Origin of the sequence: Streptomyces sp. NPDC048825, assembly GCF_043198355.1 — a bacterium.
GTDB classification, from domain to species: Bacteria; Actinomycetota; Actinomycetes; order Streptomycetales; family Streptomycetaceae; genus Streptomyces; species Streptomyces xiangluensis.
The window spans coordinates 183,386-206,119 of sequence record NZ_JBICUR010000010.1; the positions used below are offsets into that span (position 1 = coordinate 183,386).

Consider the following 22,734-nt stretch of genomic DNA (forward strand, 5'->3'; position numbering starts at 1 on the left):
AGTCTTGACGAACTTTCGAAAAGACTGGGTAACCTCGGCGACATGAGCCAGAAGGCCGGAGGTCGCTCCGGCGTCTGCGGCGAACCAACCAAGAGCAGCTCCTGGCATTGCTGATCCATCAAGGTCCCCTGCACAGGTCTGCACTGGCGCGACTGGCGGGCGCGTCCCGTACGACGGTCTCGACCATCGTCACCGAGCTGCGAGGACGCGGCCTGGTCACCCAAGGCCGAGGGGAAACCGATTGCCGATCTCGACGGACGGGCAGGTGATCTGCTGTCGGTCGATCCGCGCGCGGCGGTCGCGGCCCGGGATGAACCACACCTTCGACCGCGTGTGGGTGCACCTCGGTGCACCTCGGCGATCTCTCCGCGCGGAGGTCGGAGCGCCGGCACGGCTCTGGACAAGTGGGACGCCGACCGGGTGCCCGATGAACCGGGCGGACCTGCCGAACCCCGCGGACCCGGCGGCCCCGCCGGATTCCACCCTCACCCACTCGGGGTAACCGATTACGACGAGTTTTAGGATCCGGTCGCCATTGACAGCTACCAGCGAACCGCACCCTGCCCTCGGACGGTTACCCCGCACTAGCTGCTACACCACCTCCTGAAGCGTTCGCTTACAAGCCCGCGAGCATCGACAGACACCAACCTCAGTGATCACCGTACGCATTGACCGCCCCTTCGCGTCAGACTTACGGTAGAAGACGCTTTCAGAAAACGTTTCCCAGCACCTCAGGAGAGTCATGTCCAGCGCCCAGCCGCCGAGGGCCGTGTTCGCCATGGATCCGGTGCACCTCCCCCTGCTCTTTCCTGCGCCGCTCATGGCGCGGCTCCAGCAGGTCGCCGAGATCGACACCACGCTCGTCGTACAGGACTTCACCGCCCCCGAAGCCGCCTCGACGCTGGCCCGGACCGAGGTGCTCATCACGGGCTGGGGCTGCCCCCACCTCGATGAGGACGTGCTCGCCGCGGCGCCGAACCTGCGCACCGTTCTGCACGCCGCGGGCTCGGTCCGCTCGCTGGTCGGCGAGGCTCTGTGGAAAGGCGGGCTCACCGTCTCCAGCGCGGTGACCGGCAACGCGCTGCCGGTCGCGGAGTACACGCTCGCCATGATCCTGCTCGCCGGGAAGGACGCCTTCGCGTACCGCGAGCGCTTCCGGGAGACCCACGCCCACCCGTCCACCGCCGAGACCGCGGACACGGGCAATCTCGGCCGCCGGGTAGGGATCATCGGCGCCTCCCGGGTGGGCCGTCGGCTGCTGGAGCTCCTGCTGCCCTTCGACCTCGACGTCGCGCTGTACGACCCCTACGTGGACGCCGACGAAGCCGCCTCACTCGGCGTCGAACTCCTGTCGCTCGAGGATCTGCTCACACGCAGCGACATCGTCAGCCTGCACGCCCCCGACATCCCCGAGACCCACCGCATGCTCGACCGCGACAAGCTCGCCCTCATCAAGGACGGCGGAGTGGTGATCAACACCTCCCGCGGAGCCCTGGTCGACCCCGACGCACTGGCCGACGAGCTGGTCGGCGGCCGGCTGAGCGCGGTACTGGACGTCACCGAACCCGAACCGCTGCCCGCCGGATCCCTGCTGTACACGCTCCCCAACGTCTTCCTCACGCCGCACATCGCCGGCTCCCTCGGCAATGAGCTGGCACGCCTCGGCGGCATCGTCGTCGATGAGCTGGAACGCGTTTCCGCGGGCCTGCCTCTGACCCACGAGGTGCGGCATGCGGACCTGGCCCGTGTCGCCTGAGCCCGGCCCAGAGCACCGGCCGTCCCCCCGGAGAAACAATGGGATACGGTTCCAGCACCGGTCCGGGGCAGGAGCCCTGGCGGTCCGGTGGGCAGTCGCTACGGTGAAGGAGCCGCAACGGTGAGTGAGCGCACGGCGTCGGGTGACTCCGGACGGGCCACCATCCGGGATGTGGCGGCACAGGCGGGCGTCTCGGTCGCCAGCGTCTCGCGCGTCCTGTCCGGCAACTATCCGGTGTCGGAAGAGCTGCGCCGCCGGGTGATGAAGGTGGTTCAGGACCTGGACTACGTCACCAACGCCCACGCCCGCTCGCTCGCCGGTGGCGGCACGCCGACGGTGGCCATCCTCATCAACAACATCACGGGTGCCGCCTTCACCCACGTGGCCAAGGGAGTCGAGGGCGCCGCCTCGTTGCGCGGCTGGCTGTCGCTGGTCGGCACGACCGGCGACGATCCGGAACGCGAACTCGCGCTGGTCAACCTGATGCGCCAGCAGGGCGTCACCGCGGTGATCCTGCTCGGCGGCGCGTACGACTACGACGAGTACCAGCTGAGGATGGCCCGGTTCGCCCGTTCCCTGGACGCGGCCGGCTCGCACCTCGTGCTGGTGGGCAGGCCTCCGCTGGAGGGCGACGTACCGGCGACGACGGTGGACTACGACAACGAGGGCGGCGCCTACGCCATGGCCAGCCACCTCCTGTCCGCCGGTCACCGCCGTGTCCTGGTACTGCCGGGCCACGCCGAACTCACCACCGCCCAGGGCCGGTTGAACGGCGCCCGGCGGGCCTTCGACGCGTACGGCGTGCCCTTCGATCCGAAGATGGTGCTGCACGGCCCCTACGACGACGAGCACGGGTACGACGCCGTCGAGGAAAGCCTGCGGCTGGGGCTGGACTTCACGGCGGTGCTCGCGGGAACCGACGTGGTCGCCGCGGGCGCCATGCAGGCCCTGCGTGCGGGCGGGCTCAGGGTGCCCGAGGACGTGTCGATCGTCGGCTACGACGACATCCCGCTGGCCTCTCAGCTCACCCCCCAACTGACCACCGTTCACGTGCCGTACGAGGAGATGGGCCGCGTCGCGCTGCGCGCGGTGGCCAACCGGCGCGAGAACGGCGCAGGCCGCCGCAAGGGCGGCGACGGCGACCACGTGGTGCTGGGCACACATGTCGTCGTACGGCACTCCGTCCAGCCTCCCCCGGTGCCTTAAGGGCCTGGGACGTACCCCCCAGCTCGACAGTCGTAGCAGCTCGAAAGATGGCTGTTACGTAAACGCCTTCGAGGAACCTCGAAGGCGCCGGGCAGCGTTCCCAGAGCGCTACAGGCATCCGCTTCCGCGCCGCTGACCTGCACATCCGTATCGGTGTGCTGGTGGCTCACGCCGACGACGGCAGGCAACGTCACGGACAACCGAACTTAACAATTTGCCGTCGGACTCTTGCGTGAAACAGAGGGAGAGACCTACGTTTCACAGCAACCGTTTTCTACAGCTTCCGCCAGAGGGTTTCCGAGACACGAGCCGACGTCTTCCCCGCTCGCCGTCGCCCCACCGAGCCACCCCTCTTCCGCGATCGTCTACGCCTCGAAGGATGACCGTACGATGAACTTCACCAACCCCCGGAGAAGGTTCGCTCGCGCCGCTGTCGCGGGTGTCGCACTGACAGGTCTGCTCGCTGCCTGCGGCGGCTCCGGAGACGACGAGCCCGCCAAGTCCTCCGGTCCGGTCACCCTCGACTTCTGGGGCTGGGCCAACGGCCAGGAGGCCGTCGTGAAGGCGTTCAACGCCTCCCACAAGGACGTCCAGCTGAAGTACACCAAGGTCACCGACCAGCTGACCATGCAGAAGCAGCTGACCAACGCCGTCAAGGCCGGTAACGCTCCCTGCCTGATGCAGAACACCGGCGAGTACGTGACGAGCTGGGTCTCCCAGGGCGCGCTCGCCGACATCACCGAGTACGTCGAGGCCGACAAGGACAAGTTCAACCCCGGCTCGTGGGCCACCGGCCAGGTCCAGGGCAAGGTCTACGGCGTCCCCACCGCTTCGGCGCCCGCCTTCACCATCTACCGCACCGACCTCTTCGAGAAGTACAACCTGGAACCCCCGGCCACCTGGGACGACTTCATCGCCGCGGGCAAGGAGCTGAAGAAGCACAAGATCAAGATCACCAACTACGCCGGTGAGGACCCGAGCACCCTGGAGGTGCTCGCCATGCAGGCCGGAGCGCACTGGTACTCCGTCGAGGGCGACTCCTGGGTGGTGAACTTCCAGGACGAGGGCACCCTGAAGGCCGCCGACGTGATCCAGCAGATCATCGACAACGACCTGAACTCCAAGCTCTCGTTCGCCGACTACGCGGCCGTGCAGCGCAACTACGACAACGGCGGCACCGCGACCCGGCAGATCTCCACCTGGCAGATGTCCGGCATGGTGCAGAACTTCACCAAGTCCTTCGGTGACTGGGCGCTCTCCCCCTGGCCGACCTTCAAGGGCGAGGCGCCCAAGACTCCGGCCGGCACCAACCAGAGCGGCAACCTGACGCTGGTGTCCGAGCAGTGCAAGAGCAAGGAGCAGGCCGCCGAGGCGGCACTGTGGATGTCCACCGACACCGGTGCGGTCAAGACCATGGCGAGCCCGGAGACCGGCAGCGGTGTGATGCCGGCGCTGGCCGACAGCGACGCGTACGTCTCCGAGGCGATCTCCGAGAAGCTGCTCGGCAAGAACTACGAGCCGGCCAAGAAGATCGTCACGGACAGCCTGGGCACCGTCACCAGCGACTGGACCTTCGGCCCGAACTGGACCGCGATGTTCACGGAGATGCAGGACGAGTGGGCCGCGGTCGTCAGCAAGAAGCAGAAGGTCACCGACCTGCTCGCGCACATGCAGGAGTGGACGGTCAACGACCTGAAGCAGCGCGGCATCAGCGTCAAGGGCTGAGGCACACTTCATGATTCGCTCACTGCGCTGGAAGGGTGCCGCGTTCACGGTGCCCTTCCAGCTCGGCTTCGTCTTCCTCTATCTGCTGCCGATCGGCTACGCGGTCTACCAGTCGCTGTATCTGCAGAAGCAGTCCGGACTCGGTCTCGGCGGCGCGACCAGGGAGTTCGTCGGGCTGGAGAACTACCAGCAGGGCCTGACCGACTCGGCGTTCATGACGTCCATCCTCAGGGTGGTGCTGTTCGCCTGCGTCCAGATCCCGTTCATGCTGCTGATCAGCCTGGTGCTGGCGCTCTTCCTGGACGCGGTCACCTCGAAGGTGGCCGGCCGGTTCCGGATCCTGCTCCTGGTTCCTTACATGATCCCCGGCGTGGTCGCGGCCATCGTGTGGGTCAACCTGTACAGCCCCGAGGTCGGCCCGCTGACTCCCCTCGGCGAGCTGTTCGGGTTCGACTGGAACTTCTTCGCGCCCTCGATGGTGTGGCCGGCCATCGGCAACCTGCTGACCTGGCACGGCATCGGCTACAACATGGTGATCATCTACGCGGCGCTCCAGGGCGTGCCCCGCGAGCTCTTCGAGGCCGCGCGTCTTGACGGCGCCTCTGAGCTGCGGATCGCGCGGAGCATCAAGATCCCGTTCGTGCGCGGGGCGCTCGTCCTGACCGCTCTGCTGTCGATCATCCAGATGCTGCAGATCTTCAACGAGCCCGCGCTGTTCCGGAACGTGACCCCGCAGACGGTCAGCGACAGCTTCACCCCGATCATGATCATCTACAACCAGGCGTTCAACGCCGGCAACTACCACTACGCCGCGGCTCTGTCGGTGCTGCTCGCCCTGATGCTCGGCGTCGCGTCCTTCCTCTTCTACCGGCTGACCTCGAGGGAGGCGGACTGATGGCGCTGACAGAAAACCGTAAGGAAAACGGCACGGAAACCTCCGCCGTGCCACCCCACGGGCGCGCCGTCCGCCGGCGCACCCGCCCCGACCCCGCTGCCCGTTCACGGGGTGGGCAGCGGTTCCTCCTCGTCGGTCTGGTCCTGGCCGGCGCCTACAGCCTGTTCCCGGTGTACTGGCTGATCATCGCCGCGACCAAGGACCGCGTGGGGCTGTACCAGAGCAACGGGCTGTGGTTCTCCGGCTTCCACCTGTGGGAGAACCTTCAGCAGGTCTTCACGTACGAGGACGGCATCTTCCTGCGCTGGACCGCCAACTCGTTCCTGTACGCGGGGGTCGGCTCCCTGGGCGGCACCCTCATCGCCCTCCTCACGGGCTACGGCCTTGCCCGCTTCGACTTCCCCGGGCGGGGCGTGGTGTTCACGGCCGTGGTGGGTTCCTTCCTGATTCCGATCGCGCTGCTCACGCTGCCGCTGTACCTGATGTTCTCGGAGATCGGCCTGGTCGACACCCCCTGGGCGATGCTGATCCCCTGCTTGATCAACCCGTTCAGCGTGTACCTGGCCAAGGTCTACACGGAAGCCACGATCCCGTTCGAGCTGCTCGAGGCGGCCCGGATCGACGGCGCCGGCGAGCTGCGGATCTTCTTCAGCATCGTGCTGCGGATGATGACCACGGGCGGCGCGACGGTGTTCCTGCTCGCCTTCGTCAACACCTGGAACGCCTTCTTCCTCCCGCTGACCGTGTTGCGCGGCGAGGAGAACTGGACGCTAAACCTGGGCCTGTACAACTGGTCCGGCAAGCGCCTGGAGTCGGGCATCGACGTGACCAGCCTCGTCCTGACCGGTGCGCTGCTGTCGATCATCCCGATGGCGATCATGATGGTCGCGATGCGCCGCTATTGGCGGACCGGCGTCACCCTGGGCGCACTCAAGTAACCAAGCCCGTGTAACGCAACTAGGCGGTCAGAGACGTGACTTCGTCGCTGACCGCCGAGGCGTCCGCCAGGCATTTCTGGCGGAGAAACCGTTCCTGGGGACTGAGCAGTGGTGAGTCCGCTCAGCCGCACGCCCCGAACGGTCTTGGGCGCACTGGTCCCCGGCGTACTCAACCCCGGGGTAGCGACACGGATCCTGTCCGTGGTCCGATCCCGGGAGGCCGGTTCCCTGCGCGACCTGGCCAGATGGGTACGGCCAGAGGTGATGGGGAGGCCCCGAACCATCACTCCGGTGGAGCGGGGCCCCGCACGCTGGCGCCGTACCCGGCGTCCCAGATCGCACGATCACCGTAGCCCGAACAGCCCAGGACGCCGCAAGCCCGGAAGTCGATCACCACACGATCGAGTTAAACCGCCCTTGTGCACACTCCCGGGCGAGCAGCCAGCACCCCTACTCCTGCCCGCTGTCCCCGCCGTCCTCGCTGTCCAGATCCCGCACCTCGAACCAGTCGAAGTCGGCCGGAGCGCGTGTTCCGCCCAGATCCTGGGCGCAGATCCCGACAAACGCACCGGTGAAACGCAACCGGTTCCCGTAGTCGTCGGAGAGCTTGCTCGCGTCGAGGACCGGGCCCACGGCCTGCCAGTCGGTTCCGTCAGGCGAGGCGAAGAAGCGCAGTTCCGTACCGTCGAAGCGTGCCCTCAGGTACGCCAACGGCCAGTCGTCGGCGTCGAGTTCGGACTCCTGGAGCTCCCCGTACGCTCCGTCGTCGCTGAGGACCACGCCCAGGACGCGTCCCCTGCCCTCGGTATGGGTGAGGCGCAGGTAGTAGTGCGTCGACGTGTCGTACCAGCAGATGAGGCCCGCGCGCTGGCTGAAGTGGGAGGGGCGGAAGTCGACGACCGTCGTCACCTCGCACCGCACCGAAGCGAGGCGCCGCGCGAGAAGGCTCTGGTCGAAGAGCGAGTGCGGACTCTGCCGGCCGCGCAGCCGCAGATGTCCTGGGCGTTCGCCGAGTGACAGCCACTCGGAGGTCGCGGGCGCCCGCAGCGTACTCCAATGCCCGTCCAGGGAAGGCGAGTTGAAGTCGTCACGGGCGGGAGGCCCGGCGGCCGGGCCCGGTTGTCCCGGCTCCACCCCCGTGGGTGCCAGAACCTCCAGACTCGGCCGCCGTCCGCCGTCGGCCAGCCGCAGCCAGCCGTCGTCCGTCCAGGTCACGCGCTGCAGGCAGGTCTCCCGGCCGAGAACGCAGCGCGGCCCTTCGGGCGTCTGTACGGGGCGGGAGGCCAGGTGCACGAGGTACCACTCCCCCGCCGGAGTCTCGACCAGCTCGCCGTGACCGGCCTTCTGAAGCGGCCAGTCCGGGGTGTCCCGGGTGGTCAACAGCGAGCCGAGCGGGTCGAGTTCGTACGGTCCTGTCAGCTCGCGGGAGCGGGCCATGAGGATGCCGTGGTTCCAGCCGGTGCCGCCCTCGGCGAGCATCAGGTAGTACCAGCCGTCGCGGAAGTAGACGTTGGGGCCCTCGATCAGCTCGTCGTGCTTGAGGATCGTGCATGGCTGCCCGATCAGGGCCCGCTTGTCGGCGTCGTACTCCTGGAGCAGGATCCCCGCGAAGGACGGGTGCCCGTCGCGCGGGTCCCACTGGATGTTCAGCAGCCAGCTGCGGCCGTCCTCGTCGTGGAAGAACGACGGGTCGAAGCCGGAGGAGTTCAGGAACACCGGCTCCGACCACGGACCCTCGATCGACGGGGCCGTGATCAGGTAGTTGTCGACGTCCTTGTAGGGGTGCCCGATGGTGCGGACGATCGTGTAGACGAGCCAGAACTGCCCGTCGTGGTACGACAGTGAAGGCGCCCACACGCCGGCCGAGTCGGGGACTCCGCGCAGGTCGAGCAGATCAGGACGGTCCAGGATGTGGCCGGCCGGCTCCCAGTGGACGAGATCCGTGGAGCGGTGCACGGGCACGCCGGGGTACCACTCGAAGGTCGAGGTGGCGATGTAGTAGTCCACGCCGACGCGCACGATGCTCGGGTCCGGGTGGAATCCCGGCAGCACGGGGTTGCGGAGGTGGCCCGAGGTCATGCCGGTCCTTTCACAGGTGTCTCAGGTGCCTCAAAGACGGCTGCGCCAAGGGCGGCGTGGACGCCGCCGCGCGGCGGAGGCCTCGGGGCCTGCGCCGCGCGGCGGCAGTTCGGTGACGCTCAAGAAGTCGCGCAAGCCGTAGTCGACGTGAGCGATGACGGTCCCACCGTCCGCCGCTTACGCCATCGTTGAGACGCACCCAATCTAGGAACCGGTTGCTATCGGGTCAACGATTCCTTCGCGTGAGCTGCGCTACTCGAAACTTTCGCTGCCGCTTGGAGTGACGCGAGGACATGCCGGGGCATGGGTCCGCGGGTCCATGTGGCGCGGGGCATGCGGAGCCCACAGGGCTCAGTCACAGGGCAGGCAGGCTCCTGTACGTCACTGGGATGTGGACCCGGCCCAGATCGCCGAGGCGTCGTCGCGGTACGGGTCGGGCAGCCGGATCGGGCGGACGGGGATGATGCGTTCGCGTCCTTCGGTGACGGCTGTCCACGGTGTGGGGTGGCCGGAGTAGCACAGGGTCGCGAGGGCGAAGACGGAGTCGGCGTAGACCTCGACGTACTCGCCGATGGTGAGGATGCGCAGCGAGGCCGCGGGTTCGCTCAGGATGGTCTCGCCGAGGCGAGTGCCGTCGGGGCCGGTGACCCAGAGGTTCTTGCCGTCGCAGCCCACGGCGAGGGCCGCACGGTCGGTGCCCGGTGCGTCGGTGCGGAGGGTGATCTCCACGGGCCCGGAAATGGCGACGTCGCCGACCGCGTGCAGGGTGGGGCGGTCGGTCTCCTCGCCGAGCCAGGCGTTCAGGCCGGGCCACCATTCCAGGCGGGGCGCGCAATCGCCTTGCGCCACAAGGGATTTGGGCTGGGCGAGCATGCCCCGGCAGCGGTCCCCGTCATCGCTGAGGCCGACCTGGCGGGGTGTCGTGTGCAGGACGACGCGGGAGCCGTCCGGAGCGGGGATCACCCTGGGGGCGTAGGCACCGGTCGGGCTCAGCGGGCCACGGCGGGTCCACGGGCCGCGCAGGCGGGGGGCCGTCCACGCCTCGATGCAGCGGGTCTGCCCGATGGAGCCGAGCAGCAGCCAGCTGCCGTCGTCGAGGCGTTCCAGGACCGGGCACTCGAACTCGTCGATGTCGCCCGGTGCGAGGAGCGGCGGGTGGACGGTCCAGTGCTCCAGGTCGTCGGAGGTGGCCAGGGCCACGCAGCCGCCGGCCTCCACCGGGAGGGAGGCATCGCTCGCGCAGACGGCCATGACCCAGCCGTCGCCCTCGTCGTCCCGTACGACGAAGGGGTCGCGCCAGCCCATCCCTTCGCCTGTGCGGTACCAGCGCGGGTCGGCCTCGACGACCGGTCCGGTGCCATGGCGGCGCCAGCCCGTGCCGTCGGTGCGGTCGGAGTACGCGAGTCCGACGGCCTGGAGCGGCGTACCGCCGGGCAGCAGGCCGCTCACCCCCGTGTAGAACATCGCCATTCCGTCGCCGTACCGGAACGGATGCATCGTCCACACCGCCTGGGCGTCGAAGCGGCCCGGCAGCCCGTTGCCGAAGGCGGGTCCTTGCGGCTGCCAGTGAACGAGGTCGGTGGAGGTCGCCCGGCCGTACGAGGTCTCCATCCGCATGTGATCGAACTCGGCCGTCCAGGGCCCCTGAAGGTGCAGCACCGTGTAGGTGCCGTCCTCGTCCCGGAGCAGGGCGAAGTCGTTCAAGCAGAGGCCTGGCGGGGCGTATCGCATGCGTAGTTCCTGTCGGCTCACAGCGCCCAAACGCGTGCGCTGACCATCGAGTTAAAACGGGCTCAGATTGGAATCGGCCCAAGTAAATCTGAACGCAAACGCTTGCGCAACAAGGAGGCCGGGTTTACGGTCTCGTCACCCCCACATCACACCGACGTGAAATCAACGGGAGGAACTGCGCCGTGACGGCCAGCATCAACGACGTCGCCCGCGCCGCCGGCGTCTCGGCGTCCACCGTGTCCCGCGCCCTGCGCGGCCGGACCGGCGTCTCCGACGAGGTACGGGACAAGATCGCGGCCGTCGCCGCTCAGCTCGGCTACACCGCGTCCCGCTCCGCCGCCAGTCTGGCCAGCGGCCGTACGTTCACCATCGGCGTCCTGGTTCCGTACGTGGGCCGCTGGTTCTTCGGCACCGTGCTGGACGCCGCCGAGCGTGTGTTCAGCGCGGCCGGGTACGACGTGCTGCTGTACAACCTGGGCTCGCCGGAGATTCGCAAGCGTTTCTTCACCAGGCTGCCGGTGCGCAAGCGGGTGGACGCGGTGCTCTCGCTGCTCATCCCGGACGAGGAGGAGTCGGCCGCGCTGCGCTCGCTGGGGGTGCCACTGGCCACCACGGTCGGCGGCACCCGGCCCGGTTTCACCGTCGTCGGCATCGACGACCGGGCCGGCACCGAGAGCGCCGTACGCCATCTGGTGAACCTCGGCCACCGCCGCATCGGCATGATCAGCGGAGCCAGCGGGCCGCTGCACTGGACCACCCCGATCGAGCGGCGCAACGCCTACCTGGACGTCCTGGCGGACGCCGGAATCGAGCACGATCCGGCTCTGGAGGCGGACGGCGACTACACCGTCGAGGGCGGTGAGCGGGCGATGACCGAACTGCTGGCCGTCTCCCGCCCGCCGACCGCCGTGTACGCGCAGTCCGACGAGATGGCGATGGGCGCCCTGCGCGCCCTGCGCCGCCACCGGCTCAGGGTCCCGGACGACGTGTCGGTCGTCGGCTTCGACGACCACGAACTCGCCGATGTGGTCGGCCTGACCACCGTCGCCCAGCCGGTCGCCGACCAGGGCGCCGAGGCCGCCCGGCTGCTGCTGCGTCAGCTGGACGAACCCGGCGCCGAACCACCCACGGAGCAGGTGCAGATGCCCATCCGCCTCGTCCTGCGCGAGACGACCGCCCCGCCCCGACCGCGCGGACCGCAGTAACCCGCACCACTCGAGCTCTACTTCCCCCACGCCCAGACAGCACGTCAGCACTGCAAACCCTCGCCACAGCACGGAAGGCACAGCCATGAGTTCGACCAGCAGAAATGTCCGCCGCACAGCCAGTACGGGCCTGGCTCTCGTCCTGCCCCTGGCGGCGCTGGCCGCCTGTGGCGGGGGTGGTACCACCGACACCTCCGCCGAGGCGGGCAGCGGCAAGGGCACCATCAGCGTCTGGGCCCACCAGGGCCAGAAGAGCGAGGACACCGCGATACAGAACGCGGTGAAGTCCTTCAACTCCTCGCAGAACGACATCAAGGTCGAGCTGAAGCTGATCCCCGGCAACGACTACACCAAGACCATCACCACGACGGACGCCTCCGAGCTGCCGGACGTGATGGAGTTCGACGGCCCGACCATGGCGAACTTCGTCTTCAACCAGAAGCTCGCCCCGATCGACGACTACGTCTCCGCCAAGACCCTGGACAACGCCAGCGAGGCCAACAAGGCGCAGGGCGAGATCGACGGCAAGCACTACGGCCTTGGCCAGTACGACTCGGGCCTGGGCATCTACGGCAACAAGAAGCTCCTGGACGCGGCCGGCGTGAAGTACCCGACGAGCGTGGACGACGCCTGGACGGCGGACGAGTTCACCGCAGCGCTCAAGACGCTGAAGGCCAAGGACTCCGACGGCAAGGTCCTCGACGTTCAGGAGAACAACGGGTTCACCACCGAGTGGGGCACCTACGGCTTCTCCCCCATCGTCTGGTCGGCCGGTGGTTCGCTCCTCAAGGACGGCAAGGCGAAGGGCGCAATCGACTCGCCGGAAACCGTGTCGGCGCTGCAGACCTTCCAGTCCTGGAAGTCCGATGTCGACCCCAACACCGACGGCAACGCCTTCGCCAAGGGCCGCGTCCCGCTCAGCTGGGTCGGCCACTGGATGTACCCCGTCTACAGCGAGGCGCTCGGTGACGACCTCGTCGTCCTGCCGCTGCCCGACTTCGGCAACGGCCCCAAGACCGGCCAGGGCTCCTGGGCCTGGGGCATCGGCGCCGACTCCAAGAACGCCAAGGCCGCCGGTACGTTCCTGGACACTCTCCTGAACGACGAGAACGTCGCCGCGATGACGACGGCCAACGGCGCCCCGCCCGCCACCAAGTCCGCGCTCGCCGCAAGCGACCTCTACAAGCAGGGCGGCCCGCTCCAGCTGTTCTCCGACCAGCTCGCCAAGCCTTGCGGCGACACCGACATCACCAAGTCCTGCGTAGCCGTGACCCGCCCGCTGACCGCCGGATACCCCACGGTCACCGCCAAGTTCGCCGAGGCCCTCAACTCGGTCTACGGCGGCGCCGACCCGAAGGACGCCTTGTCCAAGGCCGCCAGCGCCATCGACCAGGACTTCTCCGACAACGCCGGCTACGAGATCCCGTAGGACCCATCGGCCGGGGCGGGCCGCGCACACCGCGCCCGCCCCGCCGGGAACAGGACACCCCGTGAAATCCGTCGAACCCGCGCACGCCGCACCCCATGCCCGGGAGCAGGCCCCACCCGTGACCTCCGTCGAACCCGCGCGCCCTGCGCGCGCTGTGCGCAAGAACCGCGACTGGTTGCACGGACTGCTCATGTCCACGCCCGCCGTCGTCGGACTCATCGCCTTCGTCGGTATCCCGTTCGGCTACGCCGTCGTCCTCTCCTTCTACAACGTCCGCCTGGGCTCCCCCCTGGAACCGACCTGGTTCGGGATCGAGCACTACCGGCGGCTGTTCACCGACCCCGATCTGTCCGGCCCGTTCCTCAGGTCCCTGCTCAACAACCTGACCTTTGCCGCGGTCGTCGTACCCGTGCAGACCGGTCTGGCGCTCGGCCTTGCGATCCTGCTCAACCGAAAGCTCAAGGCGATCGGCCTGTTCCGGTCCCTGTTCTTCATGCCGGTCGTCTTCCCGATGGCGCTGGTCGCCGTGATCTGGCGGCTCATCCTCGCCCGCAGCGATCAGGGCATGCTCAACTCCGCGCTGGACGCGGTGAGTTTCGGCAACTGGGGCGCCTTCGACTGGCTCGGCGACTCCGCCACCGCGATGGTCTCGATCATCATCCTCTCCATCTGGCAGGGCGTCGGCTTCCAGATGGTCATCCTGCTCGCCGGGCTCCAGCAGATCCCGGGTGAGCTCTACGAGGCCGCCGAGCTCGACCGCGCCTCCCGCTGGCAGCAGTTCCGGAATGTCACCCTGCCCGGCATCCGCGGCACCCTCGTGTTCGTCGCCATGCTCACCTCGGTGCTCTCCTTCCGCGTCTTCGACCAGGTCTACGTTCTCGTCAAGGGCGGCGGACTCAATGAGGACGCGGCCCGCACCGTGATGTACCAGGCGGTCACCACCGCCTTCGACCAGAACAACATCGGCCAGGCGTCCGCGATCACCGTCGTCTTCTTCCTGATCGTCGTCGTCCTGACCCTCATCCAGCGCCGCGTCGTCCGGCCCGACAACACCGACTAGCAAGGGCTGACCATGAGCATGAACACGGGCCTCACCCGCACTCCCCTGCGCCGCGTCCTCGACTACGCCGTCCTGTCCGTCCTGGCTTTCGTCTTCGCGCTGCCCGCCATCTATCTGCTCATCGGCAGCCTCAAGCCGTCCGACGAAGTCCTGAACGGCCTGTCCGGCTTCCTGCCCACCAACCTGTCCTTCGACAACTACACGGCCGTCCTCGACAGCCTCAACTCCGAGAGCACCGGCTACTTCTGGCGCTTCATGGGTATCTCGCTGCTGCTGGCCTTCGTGGTGGTGACGGGCGGTCTCTTCGTCAACTCCATGGCCGCGTACGGGCTTTCACGGCTGAAGTGGCGCGGCCAGAACGCCGTCTTCACCCTCGTCCTGCTGCTGATGCTGATCCCGTTCGAGTCGGTGGCGGTCCCGCTCTTCTACATGTTCAACGACCAGCGCAACACGCTCCCCATCCTGGCGCTCCCGTTCATCGCCAACGCCTTCTCGGTCTACCAGTTCCACACGTTCTTCCGCACGATTCCGCCGAGCATCGAGGAAGCCGCCCGCATCGACGGCGCGGGCCCCTGGCGCACCTTCTTCGCCATCATCGTCCCGATGTCGAAGCCGGCCTTCGCCTCCGTGGCGATCCTGACCTTCCTCATCCAGTGGGGCTCGTTCCTCTGGCCGGTCCTGATGGTCTCCGATCCGTCGGTACGCCCGTTGCCGCTGGAGATGAGCGTCTTCCAGGCTCAACTGCCCCCGGACTGGGGTCAGATCCTCGCCTTCGGCGTGCTCCTGGTCCTGCCCGTGCTGGTCGTCTTCGCCTTCTTCCAGCGCTGGTTCGTCCAGGGCGTCGCCAGCTCGGCCGTCAAGGGCTGAGTCAGCCGTGCCTGCGGTCCCGTACGCAGCGGAAACCTGTGTTGCCGACCGAGCTGTCCGGACTGTTGGCGGTGCGGGCCGCGACACGGTAGCGGTTGCAGTAGGAGTCGTGGCACAGGTAGGAGCCGCCGCGCATCACGCGGGCCGTGCCCTGCTCCGGTCCCGTGGGGTCGGTGTGGGGCCCGGTGCCGTGGTCGGTGCCCCACCAGTCGGCGCACCACTCCCAGACGTTGCCGGAGGTGTTGAACAGGCCGAACCCGTTGGGCGGGAAGGCGTCGACGGGGGCGGTGCCGACGTAACCGTCCTCGCCGGTGTTGCGGAACGGGAAGCGTCCCTGCCAGATGTTGCAGCGGTGTTCGCCACCGGGCGTGAGCTCGTCTCCCCACGGGAAGCGCTTCTGGTCGAGGCCGCCGCGGGCCGCGTACTCCCATTCGGCCTCGGTCGGCAGCCGGGAGCCCTCCCACCGGCAGAAGGCGAGTGCGTCGCCCCAGGAGACATGGACCACCGGATGGTCCCAGCGGCCGTCGAGGCCGCTGCCGGGCCCTTCCGGCGCAGCCCAGTACGCGCCCTGCACCCCGCACCACCAGGGCGTTCCCTCCGGCCGAGGTGACTCCTTGCGCAACTCCCCCGGCAGGAACCGGGCGAAGACGTACGACCAGCCGAAGCGCTCGGCGTCGGTGCGGTAGCCCGTGGCGTCCACGAACGCCGCGAAGCGTTCGTTGGTGACACAGCGGGCGTCGATCTCGAACGGTCCGAGGGTCACCTCGCGGACCGGGCCCTCACCGTCACCGGGGTTGGCGTCCACGTCCTCACCGCCCATACGGAAGGTGCCGCCGGGCAGCGCCACCTTGGAGCCGCCGGGCGCCGTGCCGCTGCCGGGAACGGGCGGCGGCTCGGACGCGGCGGGTGCCGCTTCGGAGGACCGGCCGGGTGCACAGCAGTGGGAACTCACGCGGCCCAGTACAACACGCCCCCGATGTGCCGGAGCGAGCGAGTCAGCCCGGCGGCAGCGGCTGCTGGGCCCAGATCGTCTTGCCGTTGACGGTCTGCCGGCTGCCCCAGCGCTGGGTGAGCTGGGCGACCAGCAGCAGACCTCGGCCACCCTCGTCGTAGACGTGCGCCCGGCGCAGATGCGGCGAGGTGGAGCTGCCGTCGGAGACCTCGCAGATCAGTGCGCGGTCGCGGAGCAGGCGCAGCTGGATGGGCGGTTCGCCGTACCGGATCGCGTTGGTGACCAGTTCGCTGACGACCAGTTCGGTGACGAAAGCGGTCTCGTCCAGGCCCCACTCGGTGAGCTGCTCGGTGGCGTACTGCCGGGTGGCGGCCACGATTTCGGGGTTCGGCTCGATGTCCCAGGTGGCCACCTGCTCGGCGCCGAGCGCACGGGTACGGGCCAGCAGCAGGGCTACGTCGTCGGCGGGCTGCGGTGGGAGTACGGACTTCAGCACCGCGTCGCACAGGGCATCCAGCGAATCGGCGGGCACGGTCAGCGCACCGCACAGATCGGCGATGCCGCGGTCGAGGTCGCGGTCCCGCCCCTCGATCAGCCCGTCCGTGTAGAGGGCGATCAACGAGCCCTCGGGCAGCACCAGTTCGGTCGCCTCGAAGGGCAGGCCGCCCACCCCCAGCGGCGGCCCGGCGGACATCTCGACGAGCCGCGTGGTGCCGTCAGGCAGCAGGACGGCCGGCGGCGGATGCCCGGCGCCGGCCACGGTCAGCCGGCGCGAAACGGGATCGTAGAGCGCGTACAGACAGGTCGCTCCCAGCTCAGCGACGTCGTCGGTGGTGCTCTCGTCCGTCGCCAAGTGCGACACCAAGTCGTCGAGGTGGGTGAGGAGTTCGTCGGGCGGCAGATCCACGTCGGCGAGGGTTCGTACGGCCGTACGCAGTCGCCCCATGGTCGCCGACGACTGGAGGCCGTGCCCGACCACGTCCCCGACGACCAGGGCGACCCGGCTGCCGGACAGCGGGATCACGTCGAACCAGTCGCCGCCGATACCGGCCGCCGCCCCGCTCGGCAGGTAACGGTGGGCCACCTCCACGGCCGCCTGCCCGGGCAGCCCCCGCGGCAGCAGGCTGTGCTGAAGGGCCAGCGCGGTCGACCGCTCACGGCCGAAGCGGCGGGCGTTGTCCACACAGACGGCGGCCCGGCTCGCCAGCTCCTCGGAGAGAACGACATCGTCACCGACGTACGCATCCGGATTGGCGGCCCGCACGAAGACCGCGACACCCAGTGTCGTGCCACGGGCCCGCAGCGGCACCGCCAGCATCGAGTGGACCCGCACGCCGTACTCACGGTCCTTGGCGTCACGTGCCTCATGGCCGCTCAGCCACCGGTCGAAGTCCGGCTCCCCCGCCCCGCTGAGCACCGCCACTCCGTCCATCAGCGCTCGCGCGGGCGGCGAGAACGGCGGATAGGTGTCCGCCTCGCCCAGCTCGACGGCCGCCTCCGGTGTGCCCGTGGTGACGGACCGGTGGGCGGCCCGATGCAGCACCACATCGGTGCGCTGTGCCGTCGGCGGTTCGTCCGCTCCGAGGACCCAGTCGAGCAGGTCGACGCTGGCGAAGTCGGCGAAGCGCGGTACCACGAGCCCCACCAGTTCCTCGGCGGTGCGCACCACGTCCAGGGTGGTGCCGATGGAGGCGGCGGCCTCGTTCAGCAAAGCCAGCCGCTGCCGGGCCCAGTGCTGCTCGCTGCTGTCGAACGCCGCCAGGGCGGTCCCGACCAGCTCGCCGGAGGGGGCCCGCACCGGCCACATCTCGATGTTCCAGGCGTGGTACCGCGTGGCGGACGGTGCCCGGGTGAAGCTCTCGTAGTGCACGGGTTCCCCGGTCTCGGCAACCTGCCGCAGATGCTGCAGGAAGCCCCGGCTGTGATCGGCGTCCTCCACGGTCTCCGGGTAGTACCGGCCGACCAGGGTGTCCTCCGGGACCCCCATCACCTGGCAGGCCACATTGTTCAGCCGCACATAGTGCTGCCCGGTGTCGAAGATCGACATCGACATGGACGCCTGCTCGAAGGCCTGCGCCGCGAGGCTGGGCCCCTGCCCGTCGAACCGCTCGGCGGTGACGACGAATCCGGTGGCCGTACCGTCCGCGCCCAGCAGGGGGCTCGCCCTCAGGGCCAGCGCGAGCCGGGATCCGTCCCGGTGCCGCAGCACGGCGGTGCCGGTCAGCGCGGCGACGAGCTCGGACGGCATGTCCTCGGCGAGCAGTTCCCCCGCCGCCCGGCCCACGGCCTCCTCGGCCGCGTATCCCGTCAGCCTCCGGGCACCCTCGCTCCACCCCGTCACCGTGCCCTGTGCATCAAGGATCGCCGAAGCGGCGACTTGCTCCATACGCCCCAGAATGAGGGCATCGTGCCATCCCATCAACCCGGCTGTCGTCGGTGCATCAACCGTCTGTCGTCGGCACGTCAACTGGCTGTCATTGGCAGGACCGCGACAGCGGCCTCAGAATCGCGGCATGCACCCCGCCACCGTGCCCCTGTGCATCGCGGATCGCGGATCGCGGAAACGACTACGCCCCGCACCGCCGCGTGGCGGAGCGCGTCGCCATCGAGGGGGACCGGCCGTACTGACCCGCCCCGCCCTCACGGCGAGCGGGTCAGGGCTTGCGTGCCGCCGGGCCGGCTTCCTCTCCCGTGCCGACTTCTGCGGCGTAGGAGAGGAAGTCGTCGACCATGCGGTGGAAAAGCGTGGCGAGCTGCTGGAGTTCCTGGGGTGACCAGTCGGACAGGGCCATCTGCATACCGCGGGCGCTCATCTCGCGGATGCGGTCGACGGCTTCCTGGCCGGCCTTGGTGATCTGGATGCGCTGGGCGCGGCGGTCGTCGGGGTCGGGTACGCGGGTGACGTAGCCGCCCTTCTCCAGCTGCTGCACCTGTCGGGTCACATGCGAGGCCTCCACGGCCAGCCGGTTCGCCAACTCGCCGGGACGCATCGGCTCGGAGTCGTCGATCTGCCGCAGAAGTGCCACGGCGGCGCGGTCCAGCGGCACTCCGACCAGCGCCATGAGCCGGTCGTGCTGGCGCGTTCGGCCCATGAGATAAGCGATGCGCGTCAGCGCCCGCTCGATCTCGATCACTTCCGTGGAGGCGGGGGTGGTGGCCGGCGTTGGTGTGGACATAGGGATCACTTTACCAGCTTCTTGCCTAACTCAACTAAATCCACCCGTCCCCGGCCGGCCACCCGCGCTCCGGTACGCCCCTCATGGTGCACGCCGCGGAGACAGCTTGAGCACGCTCCCCTCGCCGTTGGCCGAGAGAAGCAGGGAACCCTCCGGAGTGACGGCGAGACCGGCGAACTGGCGGGGAGAGCCGGGCATACCGTGGGCGAACAGCGCGGGCTGTTCGGTGTGACCGGTCCCTGGGGGCAGGCCGACCGCCAGGTCCTCGGCGTCGACCCTGGTCTCGCCCGTGGCGAGGGAGATCGCCAGCAGCCTGCGGTGCTCGGTGTCCACCGTGAACAGTTCGTCGCCCAGGGCCGCCAGCCCCTGCGGTGCGCCGAGCCCCTCCGCGACGGCCACCGCCTCTCCCCCGTCGACCCCCTCGCTGATCCGGAGCACCGCCCCGCGCCGGTCGTCGCTGACATAGCAACGCCCCTCCACGTCGAAGGCCACGTCCACGGGGTGGTCGAGCCCCTCCGCGAGCACGGTGACGGAGTCGTCGCGCTCGTCGATCCGTACGACCCGGCCGGCGCCCGACTCGGCGACCACGAGGAAGCCGTCCGGCCCCACCGCGATACCGAACGGCTGGTTCAGCCCGGCCGCCCGTTGCCGCGTGGTCTTCTCCACAGGGTCGTGGGTCTGGACGTTGCCGTACTGGGAGGTGAGGTGCAGGAGCCCGTCCGCGGCGGTGATGCCGTGGGTGAAGATGAGCAGCTCCTGCGTGGTCACTTCGCCCGGCTCACCGTCGGCGGTGGGCTCCGGGCGCGCCACGCGGTAGTGGTCGGCGGCGTAGACCGTGCCGCCGAGGTCGATCGTCACCCCGTAGGGGCCGTCGAGTCCGGTGGGCACGATCTCGCGGATCCGGCCGTCGGGGTGCATCTGAGTGACGCCGCCGCTGGCAAAGCTGGAGACGTACATGCGGTTCTCGGCGTCGAAGGCCGCGTTGTCCAGGCCGACGACACCGCTGGTGACGATCGACCGGTCGCCGCTGCCGAAGAGATCGATACGGGTCACGATGCCGGCCACGCCGCGCGACAGAACCGTCAGCACCCCGCCCTGGTCGAAGCGCACCGCGACCGGCTCGTGCACGTCCTCCGCGACCAGTTCGGGGGCGCCTCCGTCAGGGGGTATCCGCCAGACCTGGTTGGTGAGCATGTGCGGGTAGTAGAGGTAGCCGTCCGGGCCGAGCTGCATCGCGTTGCCGAGGGCCAGCCCTTCGGTGAGCACGACCGGGTCGCCGCCGTCCGGGAACAGCTCGAGCAGGCGGCCGTCCATCTTCATCTCGTTGACGAAGAGGCGGTCACCGACGCAGGTGATGCCGTTGGGCACCTTCACCTCGTCGGAGACCAGGGTGTACTCGCCCTTGGGGCTCCGGCGCCACACCCTGCCCGGCGTCAGGTCCGCGATGTACATCGAACCGTCCGCCCCGAAGGCCAGGTCGTCCGGCGCCTGGACCGGACCGTCCAGCGGCACCACCACGTCGACGTCCCCCGAGGCGGGATCCACGGCGCTGATCTGCCCGGCGATGAACTGCGCGACGTACAGCCGCCCGTCGGGCCCGAAGGTCACGCCGTTCGAACCCCACAGCCGGTTCGGCCGGTTGAGCCGTCTCATCTCCCACCGGCTGCTCGTGGCGGACCGGCGGCCGGTGTCGTCGTAGCGGCTGGGCTCCATGCTCACTCCCCCTGTCATTCGGCCTGACTCATTCGGCTCCGGATCCGGCTCCGGCTCCGGCTTCGGCTTCGGCTTCGGCTTCGGCTTCGGCTTCGGCTTCGACGAGGACCTCGTGCATGCCACCGTCCTCGCGCCAGCGCCGGAGCAGTTCGTGGAACACGACCGGCCCGTCGCCGTACGACTCGCTGCGCTTCCTCGGCCTGCCCTCGTTGTTGTAGTAGCCGGGTGTGCACTCGGCCTGGAAGGCGTGCAGGTCGGCCGCCTTCTCCCGGATCGTGGCCACCCAGGCGGCCTCCGCCTCGGCACTCGGCTCGATGTACCGGGCCCGCCGCTCGCGGGCCTCGCCGACGACCGCGGCCACATGGGTGGCCTGCTCGTCCAGGACGTGCACGAAATTGACGGCGCTGGCGTTCTGCAGCGGGCCGAGCTGGAAGAGGTTGGGAAAACCGTGGCTGTAGAAGCCGTGCAGCGTCTTCGGGCCCTCCTTCATCCAGGTCTCCAGCAGGCTGACACCGCCACGGCCGTGCACCGGGATGAGTCCGGACAGGATCCCCGAGGCGCCGACCTGGAAACCAGTCGCGAAGATGATGCAGTCGACCTCGTACTCGTTCCCGCCGACCACGATCGCGTCCTCGGTGATGCGCTCGACGCCCCCGTGATCAGCCGTGTCCACGAGGGTCACATTGGGCCGGTTGAACGTGTCGAGGTAGTGGTCGCTGAAGGTGGGCCGCTTGCACATATAGCGATACCAGGGCTTGAGCAGTTCGGCCCTGGCCGGGTCGTCCACGATCGCGTCCACGCGGGCGCGGATCTCGTTCATCTTCTGGAAGTCGGCAAGCTCGTACAGCCGTTCCCTCTCCTCGGGAGACACGTCCGTGTAGCTGTTGCTCGGGATGAGCTTCTGCTGCAGCCGTGCGGTGGAGGTCCAGCCGTCGTTCACCAGGTCCTCGCCGGCCCGCCCACCGGTGACGAGCGCGAGGAAGTTCTCCCTGCGGCGCTTCTGCCAGCCGGGAGTGAGCGACTTCGCCCACTGCGGATCCGTGGGGCGCTGGCCGCGTACGTCCACCGAGGACGGGGTGCGCTGGAACAGGTACAGGTGCTGGGCGTCGCGTGCCAGATGCGGCACGACCTGGATCGCGGTCGCGCCGGTGCCGATGACCGCCACATGCTTGTCGGCCAGCTTGTGCAGGTTCCCGTTGGCGTCGCCGCCGGTGTACGCGTAGTCCCAGCGGCTGGTGTGGAAGGCGTGCCCCCGGTACGTCTCGATACCGGGGATGCCGGGCAGTTTGGCCTGGCTGAGCGTTCCGCTCGACACGACCACGTATCTCGCCCGCATACGGTCGCCGCGGTCGGTGGCGACGATCCACTCCAACTCGTCCTCGTCCCACCGCAGTTCGGTCACCTGGGTCTGGAAGCAGGCGTCGTCGTAGAGGTCGAAGTGCTTCCCGATGGCCTGTGCGTGCTGCCTGATCTCCTCTCCCGGCGCGTACTTCCACTTCGGGACGTAGCCGAGCTCTTCGAGCAGCGGCATGTAGACGTACGACTCGATGTCGCAGTGGATTCCGGGATACCGGTTCCAGTGCCAGGTGCCGCCGAAGTCCCCGGCCTGCTCGATGACCCGGATCTCCCGCACTCCCGCCTGGCGCAGTCGCGCGCCGGCCAGCAGACCGCCGAACCCGCCGCCGACGACCAGTGCCTCGACCCGGTCGTGCAGCGGCTCCCGCGGCACGAACTTGGTGTACGGATCGTCTGCGTACGAGGCGAACTCGCCGACGAGGGGCTGGTACTGCCTGTTGCCGTCCGGACGGATCCGGCGGTCGCGTTCGGCCCGGTACTTCTCGCGCAGGGCGTCCGGGTCGAAACCCAGTTCCTCGGGGGTCAGTTCCTCCGAGGTCAAGGGTGTGGTGGCGGACGGATTGTGGGGGTTGGACATCCGTGTCCTCTCTACTGTCCGTGCTGTCCGTGCTGTCCGTGCTGTCCGTAAGCAACTACCGTTGTACGG

The 22,734-nt window shown here is 68.8% G+C and carries 17 protein-coding genes; 10 read left to right on the top strand and 7 right to left on the bottom strand.

Annotated features, from left to right (window positions below; translation table 11 throughout):
- Nucleotides 1–107: 107 nt before the first annotated feature.
- From ACGFNK_RS24350 to ACGFNK_RS24375, 6 genes are all read left to right on the top strand, one after another.
- A complete protein-coding gene (locus ACGFNK_RS24350; protein ID WP_393419126.1) occupies nucleotides 108–269 on the top strand; it encodes a helix-turn-helix domain-containing protein in 162 nt (53 codons plus the stop codon).
- A gap of 473 nt (nucleotides 270–742) precedes the next feature.
- Nucleotides 743–1,756, top strand: coding sequence for a hydroxyacid dehydrogenase (locus ACGFNK_RS24355; protein WP_393419128.1), 1,014 nt, complete (start codon nucleotides 743–745; stop codon nucleotides 1,754–1,756).
- A 120-nt stretch (nucleotides 1,757–1,876) separates the two neighbouring features.
- On the top strand, nucleotides 1,877–2,962 hold the full coding sequence (locus ACGFNK_RS24360; RefSeq protein WP_393419130.1) for a LacI family DNA-binding transcriptional regulator: 1,086 nt from the start codon (nucleotides 1,877–1,879) through the stop codon (nucleotides 2,960–2,962).
- Between the two features lie 390 nt (nucleotides 2,963–3,352).
- Entirely contained in the window at nucleotides 3,353–4,687 is a 1,335-nt protein-coding gene (locus ACGFNK_RS24365; RefSeq protein ID WP_393419132.1) for an ABC transporter substrate-binding protein, read from the top strand.
- 10 nt (nucleotides 4,688–4,697) lie between these two features.
- On the top strand, nucleotides 4,698–5,582 hold the full coding sequence (locus ACGFNK_RS24370; RefSeq protein ID WP_393419134.1) for a carbohydrate ABC transporter permease: 885 nt from the start codon (nucleotides 4,698–4,700) through the stop codon (nucleotides 5,580–5,582).
- Nucleotides 5,582–6,520, top strand: a complete 939-nt coding sequence (locus tag ACGFNK_RS24375) for a carbohydrate ABC transporter permease (protein WP_393419136.1) — start codon at nucleotides 5,582–5,584, stop codon at nucleotides 6,518–6,520. Before ACGFNK_RS24370 ends, ACGFNK_RS24375 begins: the two co-directional genes overlap by 1 nt.
- A gap of 450 nt (nucleotides 6,521–6,970) precedes the next feature.
- On the opposite strand, the gene ACGFNK_RS24380 is transcribed toward ACGFNK_RS24375, so the two are convergent.
- Together ACGFNK_RS24380 and ACGFNK_RS24385 are read right to left on the bottom strand one after the other, a co-directional pair.
- Entirely contained in the window at nucleotides 6,971–8,599 is a 1,629-nt protein-coding gene (locus ACGFNK_RS24380; protein ID WP_393419138.1) for a glycoside hydrolase family 43 protein, read from the bottom strand.
- A 381-nt stretch (nucleotides 8,600–8,980) separates the two neighbouring features.
- On the bottom strand, nucleotides 8,981–10,330 hold the full coding sequence (locus ACGFNK_RS24385; RefSeq protein ID WP_393419140.1) for a mucin-1: 1,350 nt from the start codon (nucleotides 10,328–10,330) through the stop codon (nucleotides 8,981–8,983).
- A gap of 182 nt (nucleotides 10,331–10,512) precedes the next feature.
- On the opposite strand from ACGFNK_RS24385, the gene ACGFNK_RS24390 reads away from it, so the two are divergent.
- From ACGFNK_RS24390 to ACGFNK_RS24405, 4 genes are all read left to right on the top strand, one after another.
- Entirely contained in the window at nucleotides 10,513–11,535 is a 1,023-nt protein-coding gene (locus tag ACGFNK_RS24390; protein WP_393419142.1) for a LacI family DNA-binding transcriptional regulator, read from the top strand.
- 85 nt (nucleotides 11,536–11,620) lie between these two features.
- Entirely contained in the window at nucleotides 11,621–12,964 is a 1,344-nt protein-coding gene (locus tag ACGFNK_RS24395) for an ABC transporter substrate-binding protein (protein ID WP_393419144.1), read from the top strand.
- Nucleotides 12,965–13,025: 61 nt separating this feature from the next.
- Nucleotides 13,026–14,024, top strand: coding sequence for a carbohydrate ABC transporter permease (locus ACGFNK_RS24400; protein WP_393419146.1), 999 nt, complete (start codon nucleotides 13,026–13,028; stop codon nucleotides 14,022–14,024).
- A gap of 12 nt (nucleotides 14,025–14,036) precedes the next feature.
- Entirely contained in the window at nucleotides 14,037–14,891 is an 855-nt protein-coding gene (locus ACGFNK_RS24405) for a carbohydrate ABC transporter permease (protein WP_393419148.1), read from the top strand.
- Between the two features lies 1 nt (nucleotide 14,892).
- On the opposite strand, the gene ACGFNK_RS24410 is transcribed toward ACGFNK_RS24405, so the two are convergent.
- The 5 genes from ACGFNK_RS24410 to ACGFNK_RS24430 all read right to left on the bottom strand — a co-directional run bounded on the left by ACGFNK_RS24410 (nucleotide 14,893) and on the right by ACGFNK_RS24430 (nucleotide 22,665).
- Nucleotides 14,893–15,843 carry a formylglycine-generating enzyme family protein gene (locus ACGFNK_RS24410; RefSeq protein WP_393419150.1) on the bottom strand — a complete coding sequence of 317 codons (951 nt, stop codon included), beginning with the start codon at nucleotides 15,841–15,843 and terminating at the stop codon, nucleotides 14,893–14,895.
- A 43-nt stretch (nucleotides 15,844–15,886) separates the two neighbouring features.
- On the bottom strand, nucleotides 15,887–18,229 hold the full coding sequence (locus ACGFNK_RS24415; RefSeq protein ID WP_393419152.1) for a SpoIIE family protein phosphatase: 2,343 nt from the start codon (nucleotides 18,227–18,229) through the stop codon (nucleotides 15,887–15,889).
- Nucleotides 18,230–18,497: 268 nt separating this feature from the next.
- The gene (locus ACGFNK_RS24420) at nucleotides 18,498–19,019 is read right to left on the bottom strand and encodes a MarR family winged helix-turn-helix transcriptional regulator (protein WP_388668601.1); all 522 of its coding nucleotides are present in this window, start codon (nucleotides 19,017–19,019) and stop codon (nucleotides 18,498–18,500) included.
- An 81-nt stretch (nucleotides 19,020–19,100) separates the two neighbouring features.
- Nucleotides 19,101–20,732, bottom strand: coding sequence for a hypothetical protein (locus ACGFNK_RS24425; RefSeq protein ID WP_393419155.1), 1,632 nt, complete (start codon nucleotides 20,730–20,732; stop codon nucleotides 19,101–19,103).
- A gap of 28 nt (nucleotides 20,733–20,760) precedes the next feature.
- Entirely contained in the window at nucleotides 20,761–22,665 is a 1,905-nt protein-coding gene (locus ACGFNK_RS24430; protein ID WP_393419157.1) for a flavin-containing monooxygenase, read from the bottom strand.
- Nucleotides 22,666–22,734: the final 69 nt, after the last annotated feature.

Coding starts and splice junctions, on each gene's coding strand:
- ACGFNK_RS24375 (WP_393419136.1), top strand. CDS start 5,582: ATGGCGCTGACAGAAAACCGTAAGGAAAACGGCACGGAAACCTCCGCC.
- ACGFNK_RS24355 (WP_393419128.1), top strand. CDS start 743: ATGTCCAGCGCCCAGCCGCCGAGGGCCGTGTTCGCCATGGATCCGGTG.
- ACGFNK_RS24405 (WP_393419148.1), top strand. CDS start 14,037: ATGAGCATGAACACGGGCCTCACCCGCACTCCCCTGCGCCGCGTCCTC.
- ACGFNK_RS24415 (WP_393419152.1), bottom strand. CDS start 18,229: ATGGAGCAAGTCGCCGCTTCGGCGATCCTTGATGCACAGGGCACGGTG.
- ACGFNK_RS24425 (WP_393419155.1), bottom strand. CDS start 20,732: ATGGAGCCCAGCCGCTACGACGACACCGGCCGCCGGTCCGCCACGAGC.
- ACGFNK_RS24395 (WP_393419144.1), top strand. CDS start 11,621: ATGAGTTCGACCAGCAGAAATGTCCGCCGCACAGCCAGTACGGGCCTG.
- ACGFNK_RS24430 (WP_393419157.1), bottom strand. CDS start 22,665: ATGTCCAACCCCCACAATCCGTCCGCCACCACACCCTTGACCTCGGAG.
- ACGFNK_RS24420 (WP_388668601.1), bottom strand. CDS start 19,019: ATGTCCACACCAACGCCGGCCACCACCCCCGCCTCCACGGAAGTGATC.
- ACGFNK_RS24385 (WP_393419140.1), bottom strand. CDS start 10,330: ATGCGATACGCCCCGCCAGGCCTCTGCTTGAACGACTTCGCCCTGCTC.
- ACGFNK_RS24365 (WP_393419132.1), top strand. CDS start 3,353: ATGAACTTCACCAACCCCCGGAGAAGGTTCGCTCGCGCCGCTGTCGCG.
- ACGFNK_RS24370 (WP_393419134.1), top strand. CDS start 4,698: ATGATTCGCTCACTGCGCTGGAAGGGTGCCGCGTTCACGGTGCCCTTC.
- ACGFNK_RS24380 (WP_393419138.1), bottom strand. CDS start 8,599: ATGACCTCGGGCCACCTCCGCAACCCCGTGCTGCCGGGATTCCACCCG.